Below are 26,115 nucleotides of genomic sequence, written 5' to 3' on the forward strand. Positions count from 1 at the left end.
CGTGGCCGCGTCGCCCAATCCGTGCGGGCCGGCGCTGGCCAACTGGAGCGGGCGGTATCTGCCTGACCCCGCGCGGGTGGCGGTGGCTTACAGTGGCGGCGCCGATTCGACCGCCTTGCTGCTGGCGGCGCACGGGCACTGGCCGGGCAGGGTAGTGGCCCTCCACATCCACCATGGTCTGCAGGGCGCGGCCGACGGGTTCGAGAACCTCGCTCGCGGTTTGTGTGACCGCCTGGGCGTGCCGATCTCGGTGGCGCGGGTCGATGCCCGCCACGCGCCGGGCCAGAGTCCCGAGGACGCCGCGCGACGGGCCCGTTACCAGTCCCTTGCCGCGACCGCCAGCGAGCAGGGCGCTGCCGCCGTGCTGCTGGGGCAGCACGCGGACGACCAGGCGGAAACTGTGCTGCTGGCGCTCAGCCGGGGGGCCGGGCTGCCCGGCTTGGCCGGGATGGGCGAGCGGTTCGAGCGCGATGGCATGCTGTTTGGGCGACCCTTGCTGGCCTTGGCATCGCAAGCTTTGCGCGACTGGCTGGTCCGGGAAGGGCATGCGTTTGTCGATGACCCGACCAACGCCGACCAGCGTTACACCCGCAACCGCATCCGTGCAGTGCTGACGCCTGCCTGGCAGGCCTGTTTTCCAGGCTACCGCGAGGCGCTGGCCCGCAGTGCCCGCCACGCGGCTCAGGCACAGACGCTGCTGGATGAACTGGCTCTGGCGGATCTGGCGCAGACGGGGGAGCCGCCCGCGATTGCTGCACTGCAGACGCTGTCCCGGGCGCGGCAGGCCAATGCATTGCGTCTGTGGCTCAGGCGCTGGGCCGGCAATGCGCCCAGCGAGGTGCAACTCGACGAACTGCTGGACCAGGTCGATGCCTGTCGCACCCGTGGGCACAGCTTGCGGATGCGCGTGGCGGCCGGGTTGGTGGTCCGCGACGGCGAACGGCTGCGCTACGAGCGGCCGATATAATCAACAGGTTTTGCCCGGCCCGGTGGTCGCGGCATGTGGCAAGGATCTTCCAGACGCCTGCCTTCTTTTCGACCCCAACCATTCTTCTGCGATGGCATTGATTGTTCACAAGTACGGCGGCACCTCCATGGGGTCGACCGAGCGCATCCGCAATGTGGCCCGGCGCGTGGCCAAGTGGCACAAGGCCGGCCACCAGATGGTGGTGGTCCCCAGCGCCATGAGCGGTGAGACCAACCGCCTGCTGGCCCTGGCCAAGGAACTGCAGCCCGCCACCCAGGGCCAGGCCTACGGCCGCGAGCTGGACATGCTGGCCTCCACCGGCGAACAGGCCTCGTCGGCCCTGCTGGCGATCGCGCTGCAGGCCGAAGGCATCGACGCCGTCAGCTACGCTGGCTGGCAGGTGCCGATCAAGACCAATGACGCCTACACCAAGGCCCGCATCGAGTCGATCGACGACGTCCGCGTGCGTGCCGATCTGGCTGCCGGCAAGGTGGTGATCGTGACCGGCTTCCAGGGGGTGGACCCGGCCGGCAACATCACCACGCTGGGCCGTGGTGGCAGCGACACCTCGGCCGTGGCCGTGGCGGCCGCGATGAAGGCGGCCGAGTGCCTGATCTATACCGATGTGGACGGCGTTTACACGACCGACCCGCGTGTGGTGCCCGAGGCCCGCCGCCTGGAGCGCGTGAGCTTTGAAGAGATGCTGGAAATGGCCAGCATGGGCTCCAAGGTGCTGCAGATCCGCTCGGTGGAATTCGCCGGCAAGTACAAGGTGCCGCTGCGCGTGCTGTCCAGCTTCACGCCCTGGGACATCGACCTGAACGAAGAAGCCAGCTCTGGCACCCTGATCACTTTTGAGGAAGACGAAGATATGGAACGAGCCGTTGTTTCCGGCATTGCCTTCAACCGCGACGAAGCCAAGGTGTCCGTCCTGGGCGTGCCCGACAAGCCGGGCATTGCGTACCAGATCCTGGGCGCGGTGGCCGAGGCCAACGTGGAAGTGGATGTGATCATCCAGAACCTCTCCAAGGACGGCAAGACCGACTTCTCGTTCACCGTGCACCGCAACGACTTCCAGAAGACGCTGGACCTGCTCAAGGGCAAGGTTTTGCCGGCACTGGGTGCGGCCGACGTGGTGGGTGACAACCGCATCTGCAAGGTGTCCATCGTCGGCATCGGCATGCGCAGCCACGTGGGTGTGGCCAGCCGCATGTTCAAGTGCCTGAGCGACGAAGGCATCAACATCCAGATGATCTCCACCTCCGAAATCAAGACCTCGGTCGTGATCGACGAGAAGTACATGGAGCTGGCCGTGCGCGCGCTGCACCGCGAGTTCGATCTGGACCAGACGGCGGACAGCATCAACAAGTGATGCCGGGGTGCCTATCGGCCCGGTCGGCGTTCTGGTGGGTGACCAAGCCCGTCAATTGCTCCTTCGGCACCAATAGCAGCACCTGAGTCTCCCGGCCCATGTCGGCCGGATGTCCAACCACCTTCTTGGTCCTGTGGTTGCGGTTCACGGAAGGGCGGTGCACCGCATCGCACAACCCGTGAACATCACCCCGCAGTGCTGCGGGGTGTGAGACCACCCGGACGCGGCCATCGTCTTCATGGGGCACACGGCCGACGTTGCAGATTGGTCGTCAGGCTGGGTGTCTGTTCATGATCGATGCAGCACCCATTGCCCTTTAGACCAATAAAGTCAGTGGCTGGCGGCACAATGCCCCATGGAAAGCAAACACCCTGCAAATGCCTGCCGCCGATGCGGTGCCACGGCCTACAAACCAGTCATCGCGCGCGACGCCAGTGGCGCCATGATGCCCAGCGGGACTTACCGGTGTGTGGGGTGCAAGCTGGAGTTCAACACCGTCGATCAATGGCGTGCCAGCACAGAGATCGAGCGCACGGCCGCCCACTGAGTAGGCCCGCGTCCGCGGCTCCCGTGGATCAGCCCTCTCGCTCCTTGACCCAGCGGAATATTGGGCCGCTCCGATTCGGGTCTTGGCTCCCTGTATTGGTTTTTGCATGTGGATGCGTTGGAGCCAGCTTGCAGATGGGGCACGCGCGTCAGTAGCGGTTCGACGGCATGTGAAGAACAGCGGACGAGCCAAACGAAACGCCGGTATACCCGCACCAGTCTCAGAAAGACAAAAGGCCCCCACTTGCGTGGGAGCCTTGTCTTACTGGCGGTGGACGCAGTCCGCAGCGAACCTGTCTCGCCTTGAAAGCGGCCCCGGAGCTTCAGTCGCGTTTCTCGACTGCCCTAGGTACCGTTCAAGCCACAAGTCCGTCAAGATTTGTTACAACATTCTTTCCGCGCCACAATATGGCTGAAAAGGAGAACGTGCATGACAAGGGAGTCAGGTCAATCGGCAGAGGCAGGTACGCCTGAAAATTCTGTTGTTGCAGAGGTGCCACCGCCCACAGTTCGATTGCAGATCAGTGCTGCGAAGAAGCTGAACCTCGCAGCGTTCCAGAACGCGGTACCTGCTTTGCACGAACTGGTGATCGTCAATGAGACCTCGTCTCCGATCAACGAGTTGACCGTTCAACTGATTTCCGAGCCGCCCTTCGTAAAGCCACGCGTATGGAACGTGGAATCGGTGGGCGCGGGCGAGAGCTATCACCTTCGTGATCTCGATGTGCAGCTGGATGGGGCCCTCCTTTCTCGTTTGACGGAAGCTGAATCAGCTTCGCTGCATTTCGAATTGCGCAGTCGCAAGCAATCAGATGAAGTTCTTGCAAGGCACGATTCCTCCGTAGAACTTCTCGCTCGGAATCAATGGGGCGGCATCGGTCATTTGCCAGAAATGGTTGCGGCGTTTGTACAGCCGAACGACCAGGCAATCGACCGGTTGCTCAAAGGTGCCGCCTTGGCATTGCAGGCGGGAGGAAAGTCCGGGTCGATCGACGGCTACACCCATGGCTCGAAACGGGCATGGGAACTGGCGTCGGGAATCTGGGCCGCAGTGCTTCAGCGCAAGCTCAACTACGCACTACCGCCAGCCAGTTTTGAACACACGGGGCAGAAGGTTCGCAGTCCTTCACAGGTGCTCGACGGCGGCCTGGCCACATGCCTTGATCTTGCCCTGCTGTTTGCAGCCTGCCTGGAGCAGGCTCACCTCAACCCCTTGCTGGTGTTCACCCGTGGTCACGCATTTGTCGGTGTGTGGCTTCGGGACGAAGAGTTTTCTACCTCCGTGGTCGATGACATCACAGCGGTGAGAAAGCGCTTGAAGCTGCAGGAGATGTTGGTCTTCGAAACAACCCTCGCGGCTCAGGGACAAGCTGTGAGTTTCAGCCAGGCCATTGCCAACGCAAACCGTCAGTTGTCTGAGGAGGAAGAAGACAAGTTTGAACTGGTCATCGACGTAAAGCGTGCGCGCATGTCGCGGATCAAGCCGCTGGCTCAGGCGTACGCTGTCGCAGAGGCTATGCCAGTTGAGGCGGAACCAGAGGGAACGATCGGTATTGAAGATGCCCCGGACCTCCCCGACGAGGCCATCACCGATACGCCGACATCTGAACTCGATCCCAAAGACAGACTGGCCCGGTGGCAACGAAAACTGCTTGATCTGTCGCTACGAAACACACTGCTGAACTTCAAGCAGGGCAAGAAGGCGCTGTTGCTCGACGTGGCAGCACCAGAACTGGAAGATACCCTGGCAGAAGGGCAAACCATCAAGCTGCTGCAAAGCCCAGCATTGATGCAGGGCCAAGATCCCCGTAGCCAACAACTGCACGAAGCAAGAAGCCTTGAAGACCTTCGCAAAGCGCATGCAAAAGACGCCCTGAAGCGCCGTGAGGTCTTCATCCGGCTGGAAGATCAAGAACTGGAAGGACGCCTGGTTGAGTTGTATCGAGGCGCCCGTAATGCGATGCAGGAAGGTGGCTCCAACACACTTTTCATCGCGCTCGGGTTCCTGGTCTGGACCCGTCCTGACAAGCCTGACTCTCGGGTCAAAGCGCCCTTGATCCTGCTGCCTGTCACGCTGAACCGCAAAAGCGCCCGGTCGGGCTTCACGCTGCAAGAACATGAAGATGAGGCGCTGTTCAATCCGACGCTGGTCGAGATGCTTCGGCAGGACTTCCAGTTGGAGTTGGGCATTGCCGCAGGCGACCTGCCGCGTGATGAGTCCGGTCTGGACATAGCAGGTATCTGGAAGCGCGTTCGCAGCGCCATCAAAGATATCCGGGGCTGGGAAGTCAGCGAAGACGTCGTGCTGTCGATGTTCTCGTTTGCCAAGTACCTGATGTGGAAGGACTTGTCTGATCGCACCGACGATTTGCGCAAGTCGCCAGTGGTGGCGCACCTGATCGACTCGCCGCGCGAACCCTATCCATCCACAACGCCCTTCCCGGAGACCCGGAGGCTGGACACTGACTACCCACCGCAGCAGGTATTCAGCCCACTCCCCGCAGACTCGTCTCAGCTGTCTGCCGTCATGGCTGCCGCCAGAGGCAAGGACTTTGTGTTGATCGGTCCGCCTGGCACGGGTAAGAGCCAGACCATTGCCAACTTGATCGCGCAGTGCCTGGCTGAAAACAAGCGTGTACTTTTCGTGGCTGAAAAGATCGCTGCGCTGGATGTCGTCTTCCGCCGCCTGCGCGAAGTGGGACTGGGGGAGTTCTGCCTCGAATTGCATTCAAACAAGAGTCGCAAGCTCGACGTGTTGAGCCAGCTCCAGAAATCCTGGGAATCCAAAGGTGAAGTGGATGCTGCCACCTGGGAAGCCAAGGCCCGGCAACTGGGTCAAGTGCGTGAGCAACTGTCTACCTATGTTGAGCGCCTTCACCACCGCCACAGCAACGGTTGGACGATCTTCAAAGCCATCGGGTGTGTCGTCGGAGGCCATGAGTTGCCAGACCTGCGATTCAGTTGGACCTCTCCCCGGGCGCACGACGAAGCTGCTCTGACCGAACTGCGCAATCTCGCTGGCAGGTTGCAGGCCAACGCAGCGGCAGTTAACCATGATCAATTGTTGACCGGCCCCCTGGTGCCTGTGCATGTCACAGAATGGTCTGCCAAGTGGCAACAGGAAATGGTCAGGTCTGCACAGACGCTGCAAACTATCAGTCGAGCCTTCCAGGCCGCAGTGCAATCCTTGGGGCAACTAATTGGTATGGAATGGCCTGCGCTGCACCGTCAAACCCGGTCGGCGCTCGGTGTACTTGCCAAAGCCTTGCCTCAGGCATCGTCTCAAGATTGGAGCTTCTGCGCGCTGCCGGACAGTGAGACCATCTGCGCCGCCTTGAAAGCTGGCAATGATCTGCTCGGCCAACACCAGGAAATCTCGTCGAAGATGTCCGCTCCGTGGCAGGCAGAGCTGCAGAATCGCTTGTCCCATGCGCTCGACTTGCTCGACAAGTACCGAAATCTGCACGCGGAACTCGGAACGCCCTGGCCACCTGCCGTCAGCGATGAGATCGAACGCGGGGTGCAGTTGCTCGAGGAAATGAGCCAATTGCGCGCTGGTCTTTCCGTGAAGTACGGATCAGGTGTGGGACAGCTCAATGTGTCGCAGCTGCAGCGCGATTGGGCCAAGGCCGAAAAGGCGCTCTGGCCGATGTCTTGGCTGGGCAAGCGAAAAGTGCGCAGCGTGCTGGAAGGAGTCATCGACGGCACCGGTGAACCACGTGTTGCCGATGATCTGTCTGCGCTCGTGCGCATCAAAGGCCTACGTGAAGAAGTCCAACAACTGAACCCGGGTGCTGCTGCTGAAGGCTTATGGGCTGGAGTCAAGACCCGGGTTGATCACGCCCGCAGCGCCTTGAAAACCAACACAGCTCTGCATGCAGCACGCATGCAAAAGCCCTTTGGACTGGAGGGGCTGGACGCTGCATTGGAGGGCTACTGTGGCGAGCGCTGGACACGGGAGGTTCAACGGCTGAAAACGTTGTTGGACCTGGACCATCGCTTGACTGAGTGTGCATCGCTCTCAGAAAGCAGCCATGGACTTTGGCAAGGGCACAACACCGATTCCGCAGTTCTTCGTTCAGCGCTCGCATTTGAACGCGAGCGATTGATCTTGCTTCAAAGAGGCATGTTGCAGGCACCGCATCAGGAGGTGGCCGAAGGGCGATGCGGTCCAGCCCTACAGCAACAGCATGAGTGGTTGCAGAGACGCGGTGCAGTGGAAGCACGGCTGCTTTCGATGACTGGTCTCGCGACCGAGTGCCCTGGGGTCTGGAATGCATTGGATACCGACAGCGACGGAATTGAACGAGCACTGAAGTTCCATGCCTCGCTTAAGGCTGGCTTGTCTGGCCTTGGACTGGAACCCGCTGCCGCTGCCGGGGCGCGTCGCAGCTTGCATCAGGTGCTGGCAACGCGTCGCTCTGAACTGGGTGACTTAGGCGTGATTGGGCAAGCCTGCCACGGGGCCATGGCGACACTGACAGACCTCAACAGTGCGACAGACCAGTTTTGCAACTACGCCGCGCAACCAGATACCGTCCGCCGCGCGTTCGCAGACCTTGTGCCCGAAGAGCTGGCTGAGACGGCGGTGCAACTAGAGGTAAATCACCACGGCCTGCACGCATGGTGCGCCTGGCGCCACGTTCAGGTCGATGCACGCAATGCAGGACTCCCGTCACTGGTGGGCGCTATCGAGGTGGGTGACGTGACCCCAGCGCAGGTGCCCACTGCATTCGAAGTGAACTACGCCCGCTGGTGGCTGGCCGAAGCCGTGGACGAAGACGAGGTTCTCAAGCGATTTGTCTCCGCTGAGCACGAGCTTCGCATTCAGGAGTTCCGCGCCTTGGACGACGAGTTCACCAAGGTGTCCCGAGAGTGGATTCGCGCCAAGCTGTGCGCCAACCTGCCGGCGACCGACAGCATTCAACGCAACAGCGAGTGGGGCATCCTGCGCCACGAGATCACCAAGAAGAAACAGCACAAGCCGCTGCGCCAACTGCTGCAAGAGATTCCATCGGTGGTGTTACGGCTGACCCCATGTTTGCTGATGAGCCCTCTGTCGATCGCGCAGTACCTCTCGGCCGAAGCCAGCAATTTCGACTTGGTGGTGTTCGACGAGGCCTCGCAAATCCCGGTGTGGGACGCCATCGGCGCCATGGCCCGTGGCAAGCAGGTGGTGATGGTCGGGGACCCCAAGCAATTGCCGCCCACCAATTTCTTTGGCCGCAACGAAGGCGCCGACGGGGACGACGATGTCGTGGAAGGCGATCTGGAGAGCATCCTCGACGAGTGCCTGGGTGCCAGCCTGCCCACGCGCAACCTGTCTTGGCACTATCGCTCCCGCCACGAAAGCTTGATCGCCTTCAGCAACCACCGCTATTACGGAGGTGGATTGGTCACGTTTCCGTCGCCTGTCACCGACGACCGTGCTGTCAGCTTTCACTTGGTTAAGGGGCGCTATGAAAAAGGCGGTGCCCGCATCAATCAACCAGAGGCGCAGGCTCTGGTAGCTGATCTGGTGAGCCGACTCAAGCGCCCGGGCTTCCGGGAGTCCGGTCTGACCATTGGTGTGGTGACATTCAACTCTGAACAGCAGGGACTGATCGAAGACTTGCTGGACGATGAACGCCGCAAAGACCCCGGCTTGGAACCCTACTTTTCCGAAATGGAGCTCGAACCGGTGTTCGTTAAGAACCTGGAGAGTGTGCAGGGCGACGAGCGCGACATCATGTACTTTTCGATCACCTACGGGCCGGACATGGCCGGTACCGTGTCAATGAACTTCGGCCCACTGAACCGCGACGGCGGCGAGCGACGCCTGAATGTGGCAGTGACGCGCGCACGACACGAACTGCGGGTGTTCTCCAGCCTCCGGGGCGAACAGATGGACCTGTCTCGCACCAAAGCGAACGGTGTACGCGATCTGAAGCACTTCCTTGAGTTTGCAGAACTCGGTCCCCGCGCGCTGGCAGAAGCGCACCATGGCAGTCAGGGCGACTTTGAGAGCCCATTCGAAGCCGGCGTGGCCACGGCACTGGGGCGAAAAGGTTGGCAGGTGCACACCCAGATCGGCGCTTCGTCGTTCCGCGTGGACTTGGGCGTGGTGCACCCGGATTTTGCGGGTCGGTATCTGGCGGGGGTGGAGTGCGACGGTGCGACCTACCATCGCTCTGCTACCGCTCGTGACCGGGACAAACTGCGCGAACAGGTGCTGCGCGGCCTGGGCTGGGAGATCGTTCGCATCTGGTCCACCGACTGGTGGGTGAACCCGGGTGGCACGCTGGAACGCGTACATGCGACATTGACCGAGTTGCTTGAAAAAGATCGGGAACGACAGGCCAAAGAAGCCGCGGAATCACCCGACGAGGCGGTCCCCGAGCCGGGTGATTCAAGTGTAGAGCCCAGCCTTGATGTGATCAACGAGGCCGATGCAGCCATTGCACGAGCGGCATTGGGCCTTCAACCGCCCACCATCGACGCCTCTGTGGACCCCGAAGCGCAGACAGAGGCGGTCTATGCACGTGCGGCATCGCCTTCACCAGTAGTCGAGAACAATGCCTCTGAAGCCCGATCAGATCGACGTTTTCAGGCATCGCAACCCAGCGATGCGGTGCCTGCCGGCGCCATCTCAGCTGACATGTTCTACGAGCCTAGCTACGACAAGGTGTTGAGGCAGATGGTCGAGTGGGTTGTGATACATGAGGGACCGGTATTGGATGCGGTTCTGGCACGACGCATTGCGCGGGTTCATGGATTCCAACGAACGGGTAGCCGGATTCAAGAACGAATCGAGAACATCGCGCATCAGCTGTTCAAAGCGACCGAGGAACCCGGCGGGACCTTCTATTGGCCTCGTGAGCTTGAGCCATGTGCGGAAATATCTTTCCGTTGGCCAACAGACGATGACAGCGCCCGCGGCGTAGAAGAAATTTGCACAGCGGAGCTCCTATCGCTCGCTCGATGGGTATTGCGCCGAGGGCTCTCCGAGCAAGAATCTTTGATCGCCATGGCTCGCGAGCTGGGTTTGCAAAGACTTCGCGAGGCGAGCCGTGGTCGCCTGGAACACGCTCTCCTGATAGGGCGCGAATCTAAATGAAGTGTGGTGGCGACGAGTTGATGCCATCGCTCACGACTGAAAGCGCGTATGCCTCACAGCATTCCTGAACACTTACACCACTTATTTGACGGCTATGACGGAGGCAAGGAGCCTCCTGACGGGCAAATCGAGGCGCTGATCGCTGCCGCACCGCAGGAGTTTAGAGATCGTCTTGTCGAGCGACAGAAGGAGTTGCACTGGGTATTCATCGAGAACGAAGGTGCGTTGTTCAGAGGCCCATCTCGTGGCAATCCGATTGAAGTCTGGAGCGTCGGGCACGGGAAATTTGTCGACTATCCAGCGAGAGATCTGCTGCGCGGCGTAGACTGGGGGACTGTCATCACCTCTGAGCAAGCAAGGTCACTGATGAGTCAGTCATAGCCAAGAACGACTTGTAGCTCACTGAGTCAGGAAGCTCTTTCGAGAACCATGAACTAAGTTGCACCACTGGAAGTGATTGTTGCGAATCCACAGACATCGGAAGGTAGATGCCGGCCTGATTGCTTGGCCACACATGCCGATCGCACGACCAGGGCGATTGAATATCGGAATCTCTACCGAGTTTTTTGGGTACGCAGGGCGACGTTCAATTGATCGATCACTTCGGCCCAGTCCGCATCCTCCAGCAACTCCTCGCGCAACAGCGCCGCCTGAGCCGGTGTCCAGAAGGAGGCGTCTTCCAGCAGCACGTCTTCCGGCAATGGTGAGTGCTCCGTCAGGAACGCCCCGATGCCTGCGGCGTCTGTGCGCAGGCCCAACTGGGAAAACAGTTCAGAGAAACGATGAAATGAATGTTCCATGGCTGTGATTCCTGCTATTCAAACACCATCAAATGGTGATGTGGCCATAGGCTACCTCACGACAGCACCACCCCAGTAGCAACACAAGCATTCCACACGTCATCGTGGCCAGGGGCAACCAGAAACACGGACTTTCCCCGTTCAACGGGCCACGCCGTCGACGGCCTGCGCAGCCGCCTGCAGCATCTTGCGCACGCACCAGCCGGCATAGAAGCGACCAAAGAGCCAGCCAAGTAACCGCGGCCCTCCCGCTGGCGGGAGCTTGTAGTCGATCCAGACCCTCAGGTGGGTCCCGCGACCGCTTGGGACCAAGTCGAAACCCATGCGGTAGCCGCCGATCACCAGCAGTCTCGGCTCGCCGAGAGTCTCCCAAGTCTTTCGGTGCTGGGGTGTGCGCTCGACAACAGCTTCGTCCAGCCACAGGGACATGCCGAGAATGCGGCCCGTCATGCGGATGACCGAACCCACTGCCTTGCCACGGAGCTCGTCCGTTTCAGTGCGCATCGTGCCCCCGGCCATCATGGCGGAGCGCTGGCCCATGTGCGCGGCCAGCCGGACAGGATCGTCCAGAAGCCGGAACACCACCTCCGGGCGAGCGGCCAGAGTGGCGCTCACCTCGCGGTGGAATGGGTAAGTGCCCATCGCGAAGGGTCCGGCGCATCGGGCTGCAGCGTGATGCCTTGAAGGCAGACATCCAGGATCGTCATGTGTGCCAATGCCCAGGTGGGTTTGAGTTGCTTGTGTGCGGCGCGTTGAATGGATGCAGACGGCGGATCGCCCGCTCATGTGTCAAGGCGTGATGCTGATGCCGTTGGGGGCCTTGCCCACGGGAACGGTCTTCGTGAGCCTGAGGTCCTTCAAGTCCAGCACGGCAACCGACTGGGCGTAGGTGTTCGTCACATAGGCAAACCGACCGTCGCGATCAACGACCACGCCATGGGCTCCGGCACCGGTCAAGATGGTCTTGACGACCTTGAAGCTCTGCAGGTCGATCAGGCTGACGGCCTTGCCTGGCTTGCTTCGCGTGCCCTGGTTGGCCACCAGCAACGTGCGCGAGTCCGGTGTGGCGTACAGCTGGATCGGTACCGTTCCGACAGCGACCTTGCGGATCACCTGGCGCGTGACGGTGTCGATCACGGCAACTGCGTTTTCCTGAGACAGCGAGACAAAGGCCAGGCGACCGTCTGGCGTGAAGCCCGTCTGGGCTGGCCCCTTGCCCACCGCTATCTGTGCCACCGCCTTTTGGCTGGCGGTGTCAATGACCGACACCGTGCCGCCCTTGAGATTGGCGACATAGATCTCCTGGCCATTCGGGCTGACTCGAAGGCCATGGGGAAACTGGCCGACCGCGATGGTCGCCACAGTGCGGCGCGCCGAGGTGTCGACCACACTGACCGTGTCGTCACCGCCGTTTGTGACGTAGGCCATTCGACCATCGGGCGACACCACCACATGGGCCGGGTGCATGCCCACCGGCACCTGAGCAACGACTGCGTGTGTGCTGGTGTCGATGAGCCAGACCGCCCCGGGCTGAGCCATCGCCTCGTGGGCGCCGTGTGCCATGCCCTGGTGTGCGGAGGCACCGGCCGTCGGACCGGGCTCGCCGTTGTTGGTCACCCAGACGAATTTGCCATCGGGCGAAACCTGCACGTTGTGCGGCATCCTGCCGACGCGCACGGTCGCCAGCGATTCGAACGATGTGGCATCCAGCACGCTGACCGTGTCAGCCCCCTCGTTGGCCACGTAGACCTTGTCGGCGGCCAGCGCTGCGCCAGACCAGACCAGCAGGCCGGTCTGCACGGCGGTCAAAAGCCAGTTGTTCTTTCTTGTCATCACGAGCCATCCAGGTTGAGAAGCGTCAGACGGAATCCGGTGAACTGCTGCGTCACGTTTTGCCGTGCCGCAGCCGCAGCGCATTGCCGATCACCGACACCGAGCTCAGGCTCATGGCCAGCGCAGCAATCAAGGGCGACAGCAGCCAGCCCGTCAACGGGTACAGCACGCCGGCCGCCACCGGGATGCCCAGCGCGTTGTACAAAAAGGCAAACACCAGGTTCTGTTTCATGTTGCCCACGGTCGCTTCCGACAGCGCCCGCGCGATCGCAATCCCGCGCAGATCGCCCTTGACCAGGGTCACCTGCGCGCTGTTCATCGCCACGTCGGTCCCGGTCCCCATGGCCACGCCCACATCGGCCTTGGCCAGTGCCGGCGCATCGTTGATGCCGTCGCCGGCCATGGCCACCACGCGGCCTTCTTTCTGCAAGCGCTCGACCAGCAGCAGCTTGTCGGCCGGCTTGACCTCACCATGCACCTCGTCGATGCCCAGGCGGGCGGCCACAGCCTGGGCCGTGGTCAGGCCGTCACCGGTCGCCATCACGATGCGCAGTCCCGATGCCTTGAGGGTCGCCAAGGCCTCCGGCGTGCTGGCCTTGACCGGATCGGACACCGCCAGCAGGCCCATCAGCTGGCCATCCACCGCCAGGTGCATCACGCTGGCACCTTCTGCACGCAAGGCCTCGGCCTGCGGCACCAGCGCCGCGACGGAGACACCGATCTGCTCCATCAGCGTGGTGTTGCCCAGCGCCAGCTGGCGCCCGGCCACCTGGCCGCGCACGCCGATGCCCGAACCGGATTCGAAGTTCTCGGGCTTGTCCAGTGCCATGCCGCGTTCACGGGCGGCGCGCACGATGGTTTCGGCCAGCGGGTGCTCGCTGCCCTGGTCCAGGCTGGCGGCCAGGCGCAGCATCTCGTCGGCGTCATATCCGGGCGCCGGAATGGCGCGCTCGAAACTCGGCCGGCCCTCGGTCAAGGTGCCGGTTTTGTCGATGATGAGGGTGTCGATCTTGCGCATGTTCTCGATCGCCGCGGCGTCCCGGAACAACACGCCGTGCGTGGCTCCCCGACCGGTCGCGACCATGATGGACATGGGTGTGGCCAGACCGAGGGCGCAGGGACAGGCAATGATCAGCACCGACACCGCGTTGATCAGGCCGAACACCCAGCGCGGCTCGGGGCCGAACAGGCCCCAGCCGAAGAAAGTCAGCAAGGCCATGCCCACCACCGTGACGACGAAGTAGCCCGCCACCACATCGGCCATGCGCTGCATCGGCGCACGGGAGCGCTGTGCCTGGGCCACCATCTGCACGATCTGCGACAACATGGTGGACGCGCCCACGCGCTCACTGCGCATCACCAGCGCGCCGCTGGTGTTGAGCGTGGCGCCGATCACCTTGTCGCCCACCCGTTTGGCGACCGGCATGGGCTCGCCCGTGAGCATGGACTCATCGACCGAACTGCCGCCTTCGGTCACCTCGCCATCCACCGGAACTTTTTCGCCGGGGCGCACGCGCAGTACGTCACCCACATGCACATGGGTCAGCGGCACGTCCTCTTCGGTACCGTCGGCGCGGATGCGGCGGGCCGTCTTGGGAGCCAACCCCAGCAGCGACTTGATGGCCGCCGAGGTCTGCGACCGGGCCTTGAGTTCGAGCACCTGGCCCAGCAGCGTGAGCGAAATGATCACGGCGGCGGCCTCGAAGTACACGGCGACGCGGCCCATGGAGATGAACGAGTCCGGGAACACCTGGGGCGTGACCGTCGCGACCACGCTGTAGACAAAGGCGGCCCCCGTGCCCAGCCCGATCAAGGTCCACATGTTGGGACTGCGGTTCACCACCGATTGCCAGCCACGCGAGAAAAACGGCCAGCCGGCCCACAGCACGATGGGAATGGACAAGACCAGCTCGACCCAGCTCTGCACGGACATGTCCATCCACTGGAGGCGGTGGCCAAACATGGCGAGCACAAAGACCCCGGCGGTCAGCGGCAGCGTCCACCAGAAGCGGCGCTGGAAATCGCGCAACTCCGGGTTGTCGTCGTCTTCGAGTTCCGGCAGCAAGGGCTCCAGCGTCATGCCGCACTTGGGACAGGTGCCCGGATGGTCCTGGCGAATCTCCGGGTGCATCGGGCAGGTGTAGACGGTGCCGGCGGCAGCTGGCGCTGGCGCTGGCGCTGGCGCTGGCGCTGGCGCTGAGTCTGCCGGCGCTGCGGATACCAGGTATTGCTGCGGGTTCGCCGCGAACTTGACCTGGCACTTGGCACTGCAGAAGTAGTAGGGTCGCCCCGCGTGGTTCAGCGTGTGTGCCGACTGCGCCGTGACCTTCATGCCGCACACCGGGTCCTGGAGATCGGTGGGCGAGGGGGGCACGGTCGGCGGGGTGCCGCTGCTGTGGTGTTGGTGTGTGCCCATGTCCATGGGCCTACGGCTTGTGGTCCTGGGGGCGACCGGGTGTCTGCGGGTGCCGACCATGTCCTCCATGACCGTGTCCATGCATCAGGTGCATCAGCGGGCACGCCAGCAACAGCAGGTAGGGCCAGAACCCCAGGACATGGCCCCAGTGCTCGCGCAGCAGATAGAACCCGGCGATCAGGGCGGCCGTCGCCAGCGTCATGCCGGCTGGGCGCCGCCAGAAGGAAGGCACATGGGGCTCGTTGTCATCGTGGTTCATGGTGTCTGGTGCTCTGTTGGTCAGGCTTTGACCGCGTATCGCATCATCATTCCCGCCTCGGCATGTTCCAGCGTGTGACAGTGAAAGACGTAGTCCTGATCGCCTTGGTGCGCATGCGAAAAGTCGATGGCGATCCGCACGGACTCACCGGGCCACACCTGCAGGGTGTCGACCACCCCCTGGTCCTGAGGCAGCAGGCCGCGTGCACCGGCCAGGGAGCGAACCGGCGCGGGACTGCCCAGGCGTTCGAGCACCCGGAACGAGAACCCATGCAGGTGCATGGGGTGCGGCATGCTGCGTTCGGCGTTCTCGATCAGCCAGGTTTCGCGCGCACCGCGCTGGACGGTCAATGGGACCGCCGCGTGGTCGAACACCCCGCCGTTGATCGTCCAGTGGCCCTTGCCATCGTGGCCCAGTTGCATGCGCCGCGCGGCGCCCGCCGGTTCAGCCGGGGCGGTGAGGCTGGACAGGCGTGCAGGCAGACGGCGGTCGTACAGCGTGCTGGACGGCGTCAGGTCGATCCGCATCAGCGCCAGCGCATCGCCTTCCATGACCATCGCTGTGGCCGGGGCCGTGGTGTGTGACCCCCCATGCTGGCTGTGATCCATCGTGGCCATGTCGTGACCACCTTCCTGGTGCATCGGATCGAAGGGCAAGGACGCCAGGGTCACCGGGCGGGTGGGGTTGGCTTCCCGGAAATCCACCAGCACATCCAGCCGCTGGCCCGGGGAGAGAAAGGTCTGATCGATGCGCAAGGGCTGCGCGAGCAGGCCACCGTCCGTGCCCGCCAGGTAGAAGCCCAGCGCCTTGCCGTCCTGCAGGAACGCGAGCCGGTAGCTGCGCGCGTTGCTGCCATTGAGGATGCGAAAACGCACGATGCGACGCCCAGCCTTCAGGTGTGGACGCTCGGTCAGGTTGACCATCAGCCGGCTGCCCACCCAGCCACCGAAAGACTGGGCGGCACTGGGCGCGTACTGGAGGCGCCCTTGCGCATCGAACTCCTTGTCCTGGAGCACCAGCGGGATTTCGGATTCGCCCAGCGCCAGCGCCAACTCCTTGCGCAGGGCGGCTTCATCATCGTCTTCGACAAACAGCAGGCTGGCCAGGCCGTGATAGGCCTGCTGAGGGATGTATCCGTGGGCGTGGGGGTGGTACCAGTACATCGACGACCGGTCCTGCAAGACGAACGCGTAGTCCATGCTCTGGCCCGGCGCCACGACGTTGAGGCCATTGCCGTCGTTGCGAGAGTCGACACCCAGGCCATGCCAGTGAATGACCGTCGGTTGATCGATGTGATTGATCAGCTTCACCCGCATCTCGTCACCACGGCGGGCTAGAAGCGCTGGGTTGAGGAACTTCTTGCCACCCGATTCCACGGCGTAGGCCAGGATGGGGGTGCGCTGCCCCGGTAGCACTTCGATCTCGCTGCGGACCACATGGACTTCCTTGAAGTCTGTCGCAGGCAGAACGCCAAAGAGACCGCTGCTTCCCGGGAGTCGCAAGGGGTTGGAGAAGCCCGCCGCCTGCACCTCAAGGCGAAGGATCTGTTCTGAGGACAGGCCTGACTGGGCAACGGTGGCCGCCCAGATGCCCGGGCAGGCGGTCGCGGCACCCAGAGCACCCACGCCGCTCAGAAACTGCCGCCGCGAATACATCGACATCACAAAATCTCCTGAACTGAAAACGAAAACTGGCGCTGCCTCAGAACGTGGACGCGGTCACTGGGCACCGGTACTGGCGGGGGACTGCGGCATGCGCTGCATCATCATTTCCATCATGTTCTGCATCATGTCCATGCGCATCTCCATCATTTGATGGCGCTGGGTCAGGTCCGGCGTGGCGGCGCCAGGCGTGCCCGCCCCCGGCATTCCAGACATGCCCCCCATGGACTTCATGTTTTTCATCATGTCCATGCCTTCCTGCATCGCCTTCATGTGCGCGGCCATCAGGGCTTCCCGTTCGGCTGGCGTTTTGGCCGCCGCCATCTTGGCGCGAAGTGCCTGCATGGTGGCCATGTGCTTTTGCATCTGCTCCTGCATCTGCGGCATGGAAGGCTTGCCCCTGGGCATGTCGGCCTGAGGCGTGACCGGTGGCGTGGTGGTCGTGGCCTCCGGTGTGGACGGGTGATGTTGTGTGTGCTCGGCGGCCTGCTGCGCCGAAGCCGCAAACGCCATGCTGGTGACGGCCACCGCCAGAAGGGTCGGGATCCACTTGGACATGTCAATTTCCTTTCATGACTGGCCGCTGGCGGGATTGCCAGGGCAGGCATGGAGGTGATCGGCCACCGTGTCGTGGGTATCTGCACCCTCACACCATGCCGTCACTGTAGAAACCGGCCGGGGTCACCAAGATGACCCGAAGATGACAAAAAAGTCAGCTTCAGCGCGGCTGGCGCTGGCTTGCCTGCCGGTTGACCTCGTCGTTCAGGGACCGGATCTCGGTCGACCACCGGGACTTGATCCAGGACAGCACGGCGACGATGTCTGCGTCGCTGAGCGAATCGCCGAAGGCGGGCATGTTGGTGACGTAGTCCGGCAGACCCGCGGCCTTTGCGACGCCTTCTTTGGTGAGCCGGATCAGCACATCGTCGGGGTGGTGCCAGGTGTGACCCGTTTCGTCGTGGGGCGGCGCTGGCAAACGCCCGTCTGGGCCTCTTTCTCTCCAGTTGGCCTGTCCTTCGAGGTTCACCCCGTGGCAACTGGCACAACGCGCCTGATAGATCTGCGCTCCACGCTGGAGCACCACCGGGTCATCTTGGCGAAGCATCCCCGGCGCGCTCGCCCCGAATGGACCGGGCAACAACTTCCAGTAGGCGGCGGCCATCCCTGCCAATGCAAGGACAGCCGTAGCGAAACAAAAAACCCGGGATCGCAGAATCACTTTGCAGGCTGGATGTCGGTCACCGTGATCTGGCCATTCTCATTCGTGGCCATGAACAGGATCTTGGCACCCACGCTGGTCTTGTCCAGCAAGGACTTGTCCTTGGCCACAAAGACCATGGTCATGCCGGGCATCTCCATGTGCTTGATTTCGCCGTGCTTGATGGTGATTTTTCCTGCGTCCTTGTCGATCTTGCGAACCTCGCCTTCGGTCATGCCGGGTGCCGCCGCCATGCCCGTCTTGTCGTGGTCCATGTTCACCTGGGCGAACACCGGCAGGTTCAGCAGCGCAGCGGCGGTCAGTGCGGTGGCGTTGAAGATCGGTCGCAGCTTCATCGTGATGCCTTGAGCATTGCAATGCATGTTGTGCCCCAGTCCTTTGCTCACTTGGAGGCCACCTTGACCTGCCCCTTCATGCCGGCATCGAAGTGACCGACGTGCAGACAGGCGAAATCCACGGTGCCTGCTTTGGTGAACTGCCAGATCACCTCACCTTGTTTTCCAGGCGCGAGCGAAAGTTTGTTGGGTTCGTCGTGCTCCATGTCGGGGAATTTCTTCATCACCTCGTAGTGCTCCGCCAACTCCTGCGGGGTGCCCAGGCTGAACTCATGTTTGACGCTGTCGGTGTTCTTCAGAACGAAGCGAATGGTTTCACCTTGCTTGACCCGGATGTCCGAGGGTTTGAAGCGCATGCCATTGATCATGTCGACCTGGATCGTGCGCGTGACCTTTGCCACCACGCCCGGCTTGCCGATCGGCGATTCGTCGTGGTGACCGCCGGCATGGTTGCCACCCGCAGTAGCCGCCGCAGTGGCCAGGAGAACGCCGGAAAAAATCAGCGCAGAGCGCAGGACTGAGAAGGAACGGGTGATGCTCATGGGGTGTCTTTCGAGGTGGGGGGAACGGTTGGAAGAATCTCTGGTGGGTGCCGTCGGATCAGTGCGTCATGCCATGGGCCGTCGGCTTGATCGCCTTGGCTGCGGCTGGCGCCGCGTCGCCGCCGACTGTCGGGCGCGGCGCTGGCGGGAGCGCGCCGTTCCACTCGTAGGCCACGGTGCCTTCGGGGAACTTGTACGGACCCGGGTCCTTGTAGTCACCCGGTTTCTGGTCCTTGCGGACCTTGAAGACCGTGAACATGCCGCCCATCTCCAGCGGGCCGAACTGGCCAGTGCCGGTCATCATGGGGGCGGTGTTGTCGGGAATGGGCATCTGCATCTCGCCCATGTCGGCCATGCCGCGTTCACCCATCAGCATGTAGTCGGGCGCAACCTTCTGGATCTTCTTGACCAGGCCGCGATGGTCCACGCCGATCATGGTGGGCACAGCATGGCCCATGGCGTTCATGGTGTGGTGGCTCTTGTGGCAGTGCATGGCCCAGTCGCCTTCTTCGTCGGCGATCAGCTCGATCTGCCGCATCTGCCCCACGGCCACATCGGTGGTGACCTCGTGCCAACGGGTGGACGGCGGCGTCGGCCCGCCATCGGTGCCAGTGACCAGGAATTCGTGGCCATGCAGGTGGATCGGGTGGTTGGTCATGGTGAGGTTGCCCACCCGGATGCGCACCCGGTCGTTCAATCGCACGTTCAGCGTGTCGATGGCCGGGAACACCCGGCTGTTCCAGCACCAGATGTTGAAGTCGGTCATGGTGTTGACCTTCGGCGTCTTGCTGCCGGGCTCCACGTCGAATGCGTTGAGCAGGAAACAGAAATCCCGGTCCACCTCGCTGATGTGCGGGTGTCTGGCTTTCGGGTGCGTCACCCACATCCCCATCATGCCCATGGCCATCTGCACCATCTCGTCGGCATGCGGGTGGTACATGAAGGTACCGGGACGACGGGCTTCGAATTCGTACACATAGGTCTTGCCCACGGGGATGGCCCGCTGGGTCAGGCCGCCCACACCGTCCATGCCGTTGGGCAGTCGCTGGCCGTGCCAGTGGATGGTCGTGTGCTCGGGCAGCTTGTTGGTCACGAAGATGCGCACGCGGTCGCCTTCGACCACTTCGATGGTGGGGCCCGGGCTCTGGCCGTTGTAGCCCCACATGTTGACCTTGAAGCCCGGCGATACCTCACGCACCACCGGCTCAGCCACCAGGTGGAACTCCTTGACGCCGCCGTTCATGCGCCAGGGCAGGGTCCAGCCGTTGAGTGTGACCACAGGGTTGTAGGGTCTGCCGGTGGAAGGGATCAGCGGTGGGGCGGTATCGACAGAGGTCTGGATGACGGGTTCCGGCAAGCCTGCCAGGGCGGAGCGGGCCACAGCCAGGCCGGCCACGGAGGCGGCGGCACCGGCAAAAAACTGTCGTCTGGAGTTGGTGTTGGTCATGTGTTGTGTCCCTTCAATGTGCGGCCGCAGTCGGTGCATCTCCACCGGCACCGCCCAGCGAGACGAAGCTGTCGGGCTCTCCACCCTGCAAGACCCACTGAAGATCGGCCTCGGCGATCCAGAAGTCGCGCTGTGCGCCGATGGCATCCACGGTGGCCTGGGACTGGTTGCGCACCTCGTCCAACAGGTCCCAGACGCTCTTGAGCATGCCGTTGTAGTGCAGCACCGTTTCTTCGGTGACGAACTCACGGGTCTTGAGCACATCGCCTTGGCTGTCCTGGGCCAGCGCATGGGCAGCGAAGTACACCTTCATGGCGCCTCTGGCCAGAGCGCGGCTGCGCAGGCCCTCAGCTCCAGGCAACTGGTTGCGGATCGCGTCGACACGCTTTTGCAGATCGGACTCCGTCATGGCCTGCGCCGGGATGGCGGGAAGCTGGTCCGGAATCGCAAAGCCATCTTGCAAACCCGTTTTCCCCATCGTCTTGACCAGTTTGCTTTGGGCCTGTGCGGCGGCTTGTTGTGCTCGCCGCAGGTTCATGCGTGCGTTGGACGCCGCCAGTTGAACGGGGGACAGTTGCAATTTGCTCCAGTTGCCCACCGTCACCATGCGCTGCCCCAATTCATAAGCAGCCTGTGCAGCGTCCAGCATGTCGCGCTGGTGCTTCAACACCTGTTGGGCTGCCACGGCTTCGATCCAGGCTTTGCGCCCGGCGGCAGCCACCTCCAGCACTTCACCGGCATCCTCGACGCGGCGCTGAAGGCTGGGATCGAGTTCCGTCCAGCGGCCTGCCGCAATCAACTGCGCGTTCTCGGTTCCCAGGCGCGCCAGTGGCCGGGCCAGATCGCGATGCACCCGCCATGCCATGCGAACCGCGGCCTCGGCGGTCGGGATGGACTCTTCTTGTGCGGCGGGTGATGGGGCTGCCTGAGGCTCGTCGGCCTTCTCCCACTTGAGCACGTCGGCATGGCCACGATGGAATTGACCCACTGCGTCATTGGCCCGGCGCCAGTCGGCCTCCTGCGCCGGACCGGGGGTCTGCGCAGACAGCGCCCACGGGACAGCCAGCAAGCCCACGGCCAGCAGGCGGTGGTTGGCCAGACTGAAAGATGAAGATGTCACAGTGATCGCTCCGTGTTGATATGGATCAAGCGGGTCGGATTCTGGTGGCGCCGTCTCGACACTTTCCTGTCTGTCTGATTACAAAAATGTCATCTTCATCCGATCAGCTTTCGGCGCAGGCAAACTGGCGGTCAGGAGAACGCACGTGAAAATTCTGATCGTTGAAGACGAGCCCAAGGCAGGCGACTATCTGAAGCAAGGCCTGCGCGAGGCGGGATACACCGTGGACCTGGTCACCAACGGCGTGGACGGTCTGCACCATGGGCTTGAAGGGGATCACGATCTGGTGATCCTGGACGTCATGTTGCCCGGCATGGATGGGTGGCAAGTCCTCAAGAACCTGCGCAGCCAGGGGCGCCAGATGCCCGTGCTGTTCCTGACGGCACGCGATCAGGTCGAAGACCGTGTCAAGGGCCTGGAGCTGGGGGCCGACGACTACTTGGTCAAGCCGTTTTCCTTTGCCGAGTTGCTGGCCAGGGTCCGGACGATCCTGCGGCGCGGTCGCACGGGACTTGAGGCCACGGCCATGAAGGTGGCCGATCTGGAGCTTGACCTCCTGCGTCGGCGTGTCACCCGGGCGGGCAAGCGCATCGACCTGACCGCCAAGGAGTTCGGCTTGTTGGAGTTGTTGATGCGCAGGCATGGTGAAGTACTGCCACGCTCCCTGATCGCCTCGCAGGTGTGGGACGTGAACTTCGACAGCGACACCAACGTGATTGAAGTGGCCATGCGGCGTCTGCGGGTCAAGGTGGACGATGGTTTCGAGCCACGCCTGATCCAGACCGTCCGCGGCATGGGCTACGTACTCGAAGCGCCCGAGGACTCGAACTGATGCTTGGCCGCCTGTCGCTGACCGCGCGCCTGACCGCGCTGTACACCGTGGTTTCGGCCTGCATCCTGGTCGGGCTGGGACTTCTCGTGTCCATCACGGTGGGCCGGCACTTTGTCGAACTCGATCGGGATTTTCTGAGGGACAAGACCGACCTGGTGCAGACCATCGTCAGTGAGTCGTCTTCGCCGGAGATGCTGGCCGCTCGGTTGGATGAGCTGCTCAAGAGCCACCACGGGCTGTTCGTCGTTCTGCGAAAAAGCGACCAGTTGGTCTATGGGGAAGATGAATCGGTGTTTTCCAGCCTGCCGGCATCCGTCGGGACGAACGAGCGCTCCTTCGACTGGGTTGCAGGCCATCGGACGCTGCGCGGGTTGAAGGCCTATCTCCGCCCCTCCGCGACATGGAGCGTTTTGCCAACGGACGGAAAACCACTGGAACTGCAGATCGCGCTGGACACCGCGCACCACAACCATTTCATGCAGTCTTTGCGCCAGACGCTGATGCTCTATCTCATGGGCGCTCTGCTGGTCAGCGGATTGCTCGGCTGGTGGGCCGCACGCCGTGGTCTGGAGCCATTGCGAATCATGAAAGAGCGCGCGATGGCGGTCACCGCCCAGAATCTGGGTCAGCGCATGCCCGTCGAAACCGTGCCGGTGGAGTTTGCCGACCTGGCTCAGGGACTGAACAATATGCTCGGCCGCTTGCAGGCCGACTTTGCACGGCTTCAGGAGTTTTCCAGCGACCTGGCACACGAGCTCAGGACCCCCATCAACAACCTGCTGACCCAGACCCAGGTGTCTCTGGCGCAAAAGCGGGATGCCGAAGCCTACAGGGACATCCTCGCCTCCAATGCCGAAGAATTCCAGCGCCTGGCACGCATGGTTTCCGACATGCTGTTCCTTGCCAAGACCGAAAACGGGATCGAGCTCCCCAGCCCGGAGGCGATTTCGCTTGGTCAGGAAGTACTGGATCTGTTTGACTTCTACGATGCAGTGGCGGATGAAAAACGCATCCGCCTGAAGGTCACCGGGGATGCACGGGTCATGGGAGATCGCTTGATGGTCCGACGTGCTATCAGCAACCTTCTGTCGAACGCATTGCGGCACTCGCCCACGGACGCTGAGATCTCTGTTGCCGTTGAAGAGCGGCCGGATGAAACCCGCCTGTGCATCACCAACAGCGGGATGACCATTGCGCCTGAGGTCTTGCCCCGGTTGTTTGATCGCTTTTTCCGCGAAGACAAATCGCGCAGCCACCCAGAATCAGACGGCACAGGTCTCGGCCTGTCGATCACCCAGGCCATCATGGCGGCCCACGGCGGTTCGGTTTCCGTCACCTCGATTCAAGGGCAGACCACCTTCTGCCTCGGATTCCGCCGTTCACCTGTTCGTTGAGGTGAGGATTCCGTCGCACACCAAATTCAACTTGGGTGAGGACGTGAGCACCAATTGGCCATGTGGGCTACGGACATTCCAATCGAGCGCCAGAGCGTCCGAGGCACCGGACACCGGCCATTCGCAGAGCCACGCCTCTCGCAACATCTCGCATCTCACTGCCGATGCCTTCTCAGTCTGTTCGCCGCCCGAGCACGATGATCATCATTCCCGCGAGGCTGACCGCCACGCCGACCCAGTCCGTCGGTGTCGGGCGCACCTTGTCCACCAGCATCAGCCAGACCATCGCCACACCGATGTACACGCCTCCGTAGGCCGCGTAGACGCGACCGGCCGCTGTCGGGTGCAGCGTGAGCAGCCAGGCAAACAGCGCCAGACTCAAGGCCGCCGGCACCAGCAGCCACACCGGCTTGCCCTGTTTGAGCCAGAGATACGGCAGGTAGCAGCCGACAATTTCAGCCACCGCCGTGCACACGAACAGCAGGAAGGTCTTGAGCAGGTCCATGCGGTCATTGTGGGCCGGCACTTGCCCCTCAAGCCGCTTGAGGTCCTACCGTGTCGGCGTGGGCGTTGTGCCCATGCGTCGGAGATTCGACATGAAACCCTGGAAAGCTGTGGTGGGCGTGGGTGCGGCCTGCGCTGCCTGCTGTGCGGTCCCGCTCCTGGGCGGCGCTGCCGCGCTCACCATCGGTTCGGCTTCACTGGCCGCGGCCGGGTCGACCCTGCTGACCTGCGCCGACGAATTCGCGCCGCTGGTGTGGGTGCTGTTTGCGCTCGCGGCCGTGGTGGCGGGCGCCGTCTTGTGGCGCAGAAGGCGGCAGCGGAGGAACTATTGCGTGCCGGGCGAATGCCGTTGACTAGGATGGCGGCATGAACGCAAAACTCTCGATCGGTTTCGTGGCCCGGCAGACCGGTTGCACGGCGCCCACCATCCGCTACTACGAAGAGATCGGGCTGCTGCCGCCATCCGGTCGCACCGAGACCGGTCAGCGGCAGTTCGACGACAGGACGGTCCGTCGACTCGCGTTCATCCGCCGCTGCCGCGACTTCGGTTTTTCCATCGAGCAGGTGCGCGAACTGGTGGGCCTGGTCGACGAGCCCGACCGGCCCTGCACCGAGGTGCGCGACATCGCCGCCACGCATCTCGTGGAAGTCCAGCGCAAGCTGGACGAGCTGAAGGCGCTGGAAGCCAGCCTGAATGCGTTCGTCTGCAGCTGCGAATCGGCCTGCGTTGGCGGGCCGGCGGTGGATTGCACGATCCTGGAAGACCTGGCGGTTTCTGCGGAGAGGGCGCAACGGGCGCCGGAACGCGGAGGAAGCTGTTGTCCCTCCTGAAGTCCGGGACCTTGTCGTTGACCGGTTTTGCGTCCGGGTCATGCCCTCCGGTTCCTGGCCGAAGGGGAAGTTGGCTGAATGGCGCTCTATGATCAGTAAAGGCTGGTAGTTGACATTCCTTCCGCAAACTCGAAGGTCAAAAACGGGCCCGAAGCGGAACTTAAGCCGTCTCCGAAGCGACCACCGACTCCGCAGGCCTCTTGGGCAGCCCCCGCAGTTCACGGAAGCGCTGCGAGGTACTGGGTGGCCCTTTGCTCCGAAAAGTGGTCGATGACGACCTGCGCGACCACCAGTAGAAGCAATCCTGCCACGACGCCGTGCACCCAGCCTCTGCTTGTAAGCAGCAGGCCCAACACACTCACGGCCGCTAGCACTGCCGCGCTGTAGCGGTAATACCTATACTTTGATAACACAACCTCTATGCGTGCTCGCTCTTTGGCTAACACCTGGCTCTGTTGAGGTTTGCCGATACTCAAGGTCAGTTCTTCGACCAAGCCCTTGTCCCGTACAAGCAGCGATGTTGCCGTTCCACACAGCAGCATCGCAGTTGCCAAGACGGTGATGCCGAACCCCACGGCAAAACCGGAGTGCGTCGTAACCCAGAGCCAAACGGCAATGCAGGTCAACGCAGCTGAGCCCGCGAAGATGAGCAGCATTTCGTTGTACTCGCCTTTGAAATATTCACGAATCAGAGCCTGCAGTGGTGCAAAGGTTTCGGTGGGGTTCATAGGAACTCTCTTAGTTGCCCGCGTGACACTCAGCAGCGTGTGCAGCGCGCCACTCGGAAGGGGTTTGCGACTCCCATTGCCGAAAGGCACTGAACCGCCCCGGGTTTTGAGGAGGCTCTTTTCCCTGAGAGGATAGAGCCATGAGCAAGAAGTCGAACCAGTTTTCACCAGAAGTGCGCGAGCGTGCCGTTCGCATGGTCCTGGAGCACCGGG

General features: G+C 62.5%; 22 protein-coding genes and 1 pseudogene. 9 read left to right on the forward strand and 14 right to left on the reverse strand.

Annotated features, from left to right (window positions below):
* Position 1 precedes the first annotated feature (1 nt).
* The 5 genes and pseudogenes from tilS to ACS5NL_RS19550 form a co-directional block, all read left to right on the forward strand.
* Positions 2–967: pseudogene (tilS, locus tag ACS5NL_RS19530) on the forward strand (tRNA lysidine(34) synthetase TilS); the annotation flags it as partial.
* A 91-nt stretch (positions 968–1,058) separates the two neighbouring features.
* Complete coding sequence (locus tag ACS5NL_RS19535; RefSeq protein ID WP_439355646.1) at positions 1,059–2,339, forward strand: aspartate kinase; 1,281 nt, start codon at positions 1,059–1,061, stop codon at positions 2,337–2,339.
* 355 nt (positions 2,340–2,694) lie between these two features.
* Positions 2,695–2,886 carry a hypothetical protein gene (locus ACS5NL_RS19540; protein ID WP_439355647.1) on the forward strand — a complete coding sequence of 64 codons (192 nt, stop codon included), beginning with the start codon at positions 2,695–2,697 and terminating at the stop codon, positions 2,884–2,886.
* 429 nt (positions 2,887–3,315) lie between these two features.
* Positions 3,316–9,981, forward strand: coding sequence for an anti-phage protein ProA (proA, locus tag ACS5NL_RS19545; protein ID WP_439355648.1), 6,666 nt, complete (start codon positions 3,316–3,318; stop codon positions 9,979–9,981).
* 48 nt (positions 9,982–10,029) lie between these two features.
* Positions 10,030–10,362 carry a hypothetical protein gene (locus tag ACS5NL_RS19550; protein WP_439355649.1) on the forward strand — a complete coding sequence of 111 codons (333 nt, stop codon included), beginning with the start codon at positions 10,030–10,032 and terminating at the stop codon, positions 10,360–10,362.
* A 173-nt stretch (positions 10,363–10,535) separates the two neighbouring features.
* Here ACS5NL_RS19550 and ACS5NL_RS19555 read toward each other — a convergent pair whose 3' ends face one another.
* The 12 genes from ACS5NL_RS19555 to ACS5NL_RS19610 all read right to left on the reverse strand — a co-directional run bounded on the left by ACS5NL_RS19555 (position 10,536) and on the right by ACS5NL_RS19610 (position 21,613).
* Positions 10,536–10,781, reverse strand: a complete 246-nt coding sequence (locus ACS5NL_RS19555) for a DUF2789 domain-containing protein (protein ID WP_439355650.1) — start codon at positions 10,779–10,781, stop codon at positions 10,536–10,538.
* Between the two features lie 141 nt (positions 10,782–10,922).
* A complete protein-coding gene (locus ACS5NL_RS19560; RefSeq protein ID WP_439355651.1) occupies positions 10,923–11,423 on the reverse strand; it encodes an SRPBCC family protein in 501 nt (166 codons plus the stop codon).
* 147 nt (positions 11,424–11,570) lie between these two features.
* Positions 11,571–12,617, reverse strand: coding sequence for a YVTN family beta-propeller repeat protein (locus tag ACS5NL_RS19565; protein ID WP_500684335.1), 1,047 nt, complete (start codon positions 12,615–12,617; stop codon positions 11,571–11,573).
* 49 nt (positions 12,618–12,666) lie between these two features.
* Positions 12,667–15,036: a heavy metal translocating P-type ATPase gene (locus tag ACS5NL_RS19570; RefSeq protein WP_439355653.1), complete on the reverse strand. Its 2,370-nt coding sequence runs from the start codon at positions 15,034–15,036 to the stop codon at positions 12,667–12,669.
* Positions 15,037–15,040: 4 nt separating this feature from the next.
* Entirely contained in the window at positions 15,041–15,289 is a 249-nt protein-coding gene (locus ACS5NL_RS19575; protein WP_439355654.1) for a DUF2933 domain-containing protein, read from the reverse strand.
* Between the two features lie 20 nt (positions 15,290–15,309).
* On the reverse strand, positions 15,310–16,950 hold the full coding sequence (locus tag ACS5NL_RS19580; RefSeq protein WP_439355655.1) for a multicopper oxidase family protein: 1,641 nt from the start codon (positions 16,948–16,950) through the stop codon (positions 15,310–15,312).
* A 57-nt stretch (positions 16,951–17,007) separates the two neighbouring features.
* The gene (locus ACS5NL_RS19585) at positions 17,008–17,508 is read right to left on the reverse strand and encodes a hypothetical protein (protein ID WP_439355656.1); all 501 of its coding nucleotides are present in this window, start codon (positions 17,506–17,508) and stop codon (positions 17,008–17,010) included.
* A 160-nt stretch (positions 17,509–17,668) separates the two neighbouring features.
* Positions 17,669–18,112 carry a c-type cytochrome gene (locus ACS5NL_RS19590; RefSeq protein WP_439355657.1) on the reverse strand — a complete coding sequence of 148 codons (444 nt, stop codon included), beginning with the start codon at positions 18,110–18,112 and terminating at the stop codon, positions 17,669–17,671.
* Positions 18,113–18,165: 53 nt separating this feature from the next.
* Entirely contained in the window at positions 18,166–18,504 is a 339-nt protein-coding gene (locus ACS5NL_RS19595) for a copper-binding protein (protein ID WP_439355658.1), read from the reverse strand.
* A gap of 47 nt (positions 18,505–18,551) precedes the next feature.
* Complete coding sequence (locus ACS5NL_RS19600; protein ID WP_439355659.1) at positions 18,552–19,046, reverse strand: cupredoxin domain-containing protein; 495 nt, start codon at positions 19,044–19,046, stop codon at positions 18,552–18,554.
* A 58-nt stretch (positions 19,047–19,104) separates the two neighbouring features.
* Positions 19,105–20,493: a multicopper oxidase family protein gene (locus ACS5NL_RS19605; protein ID WP_439355660.1), complete on the reverse strand. Its 1,389-nt coding sequence runs from the start codon at positions 20,491–20,493 to the stop codon at positions 19,105–19,107.
* Positions 20,494–20,506: 13 nt separating this feature from the next.
* On the reverse strand, positions 20,507–21,613 hold the full coding sequence (locus ACS5NL_RS19610; RefSeq protein WP_439355661.1) for a TolC family protein: 1,107 nt from the start codon (positions 21,611–21,613) through the stop codon (positions 20,507–20,509).
* A gap of 145 nt (positions 21,614–21,758) precedes the next feature.
* Here ACS5NL_RS19610 and ACS5NL_RS19615 point away from each other — a divergent pair, with 145 nt between their 5' ends.
* A complete protein-coding gene (locus ACS5NL_RS19615) occupies positions 21,759–22,445 on the forward strand; it encodes a heavy metal response regulator transcription factor (RefSeq protein ID WP_439355662.1) in 687 nt (228 codons plus the stop codon).
* Positions 22,445–23,839 (forward strand): heavy metal sensor histidine kinase, encoded by a 1,395-nt coding sequence (locus ACS5NL_RS19620; protein ID WP_439355663.1) that lies wholly within the window; start codon positions 22,445–22,447, stop codon positions 23,837–23,839. Before ACS5NL_RS19615 ends, ACS5NL_RS19620 begins: the two co-directional genes overlap by 1 nt.
* A 172-nt stretch (positions 23,840–24,011) precedes the next feature.
* Here the strand turns inward: ACS5NL_RS19620 and ACS5NL_RS19625 are convergent, their stop codons facing one another.
* On the reverse strand, positions 24,012–24,344 hold the full coding sequence (locus ACS5NL_RS19625; protein WP_439355664.1) for a YnfA family protein: 333 nt from the start codon (positions 24,342–24,344) through the stop codon (positions 24,012–24,014).
* Between the two features lie 91 nt (positions 24,345–24,435).
* Between ACS5NL_RS19625 and ACS5NL_RS19630 the strand changes: the two genes are divergently transcribed.
* Positions 24,436–24,696 (forward strand): hypothetical protein, encoded by a 261-nt coding sequence (locus ACS5NL_RS19630; RefSeq protein ID WP_439355665.1) that lies wholly within the window; start codon positions 24,436–24,438, stop codon positions 24,694–24,696.
* A 13-nt stretch (positions 24,697–24,709) separates the two neighbouring features.
* Complete coding sequence (locus ACS5NL_RS19635) at positions 24,710–25,174, forward strand: MerR family transcriptional regulator (RefSeq protein ID WP_439355666.1); 465 nt, start codon at positions 24,710–24,712, stop codon at positions 25,172–25,174.
* Between the two features lie 218 nt (positions 25,175–25,392).
* Here the strand turns inward: ACS5NL_RS19635 and ACS5NL_RS19640 are convergent, their stop codons facing one another.
* A complete protein-coding gene (locus ACS5NL_RS19640) occupies positions 25,393–25,902 on the reverse strand; it encodes a hypothetical protein (RefSeq protein WP_439355667.1) in 510 nt (169 codons plus the stop codon).
* Positions 25,903–26,115: the final 213 nt, after the last annotated feature.

The sequence above is a fragment of the Hydrogenophaga sedimenti genome (assembly GCF_051857515.1).
Taxonomy (GTDB): Bacteria; Pseudomonadota; Gammaproteobacteria; order Burkholderiales; family Burkholderiaceae_C; genus Hydrogenophaga.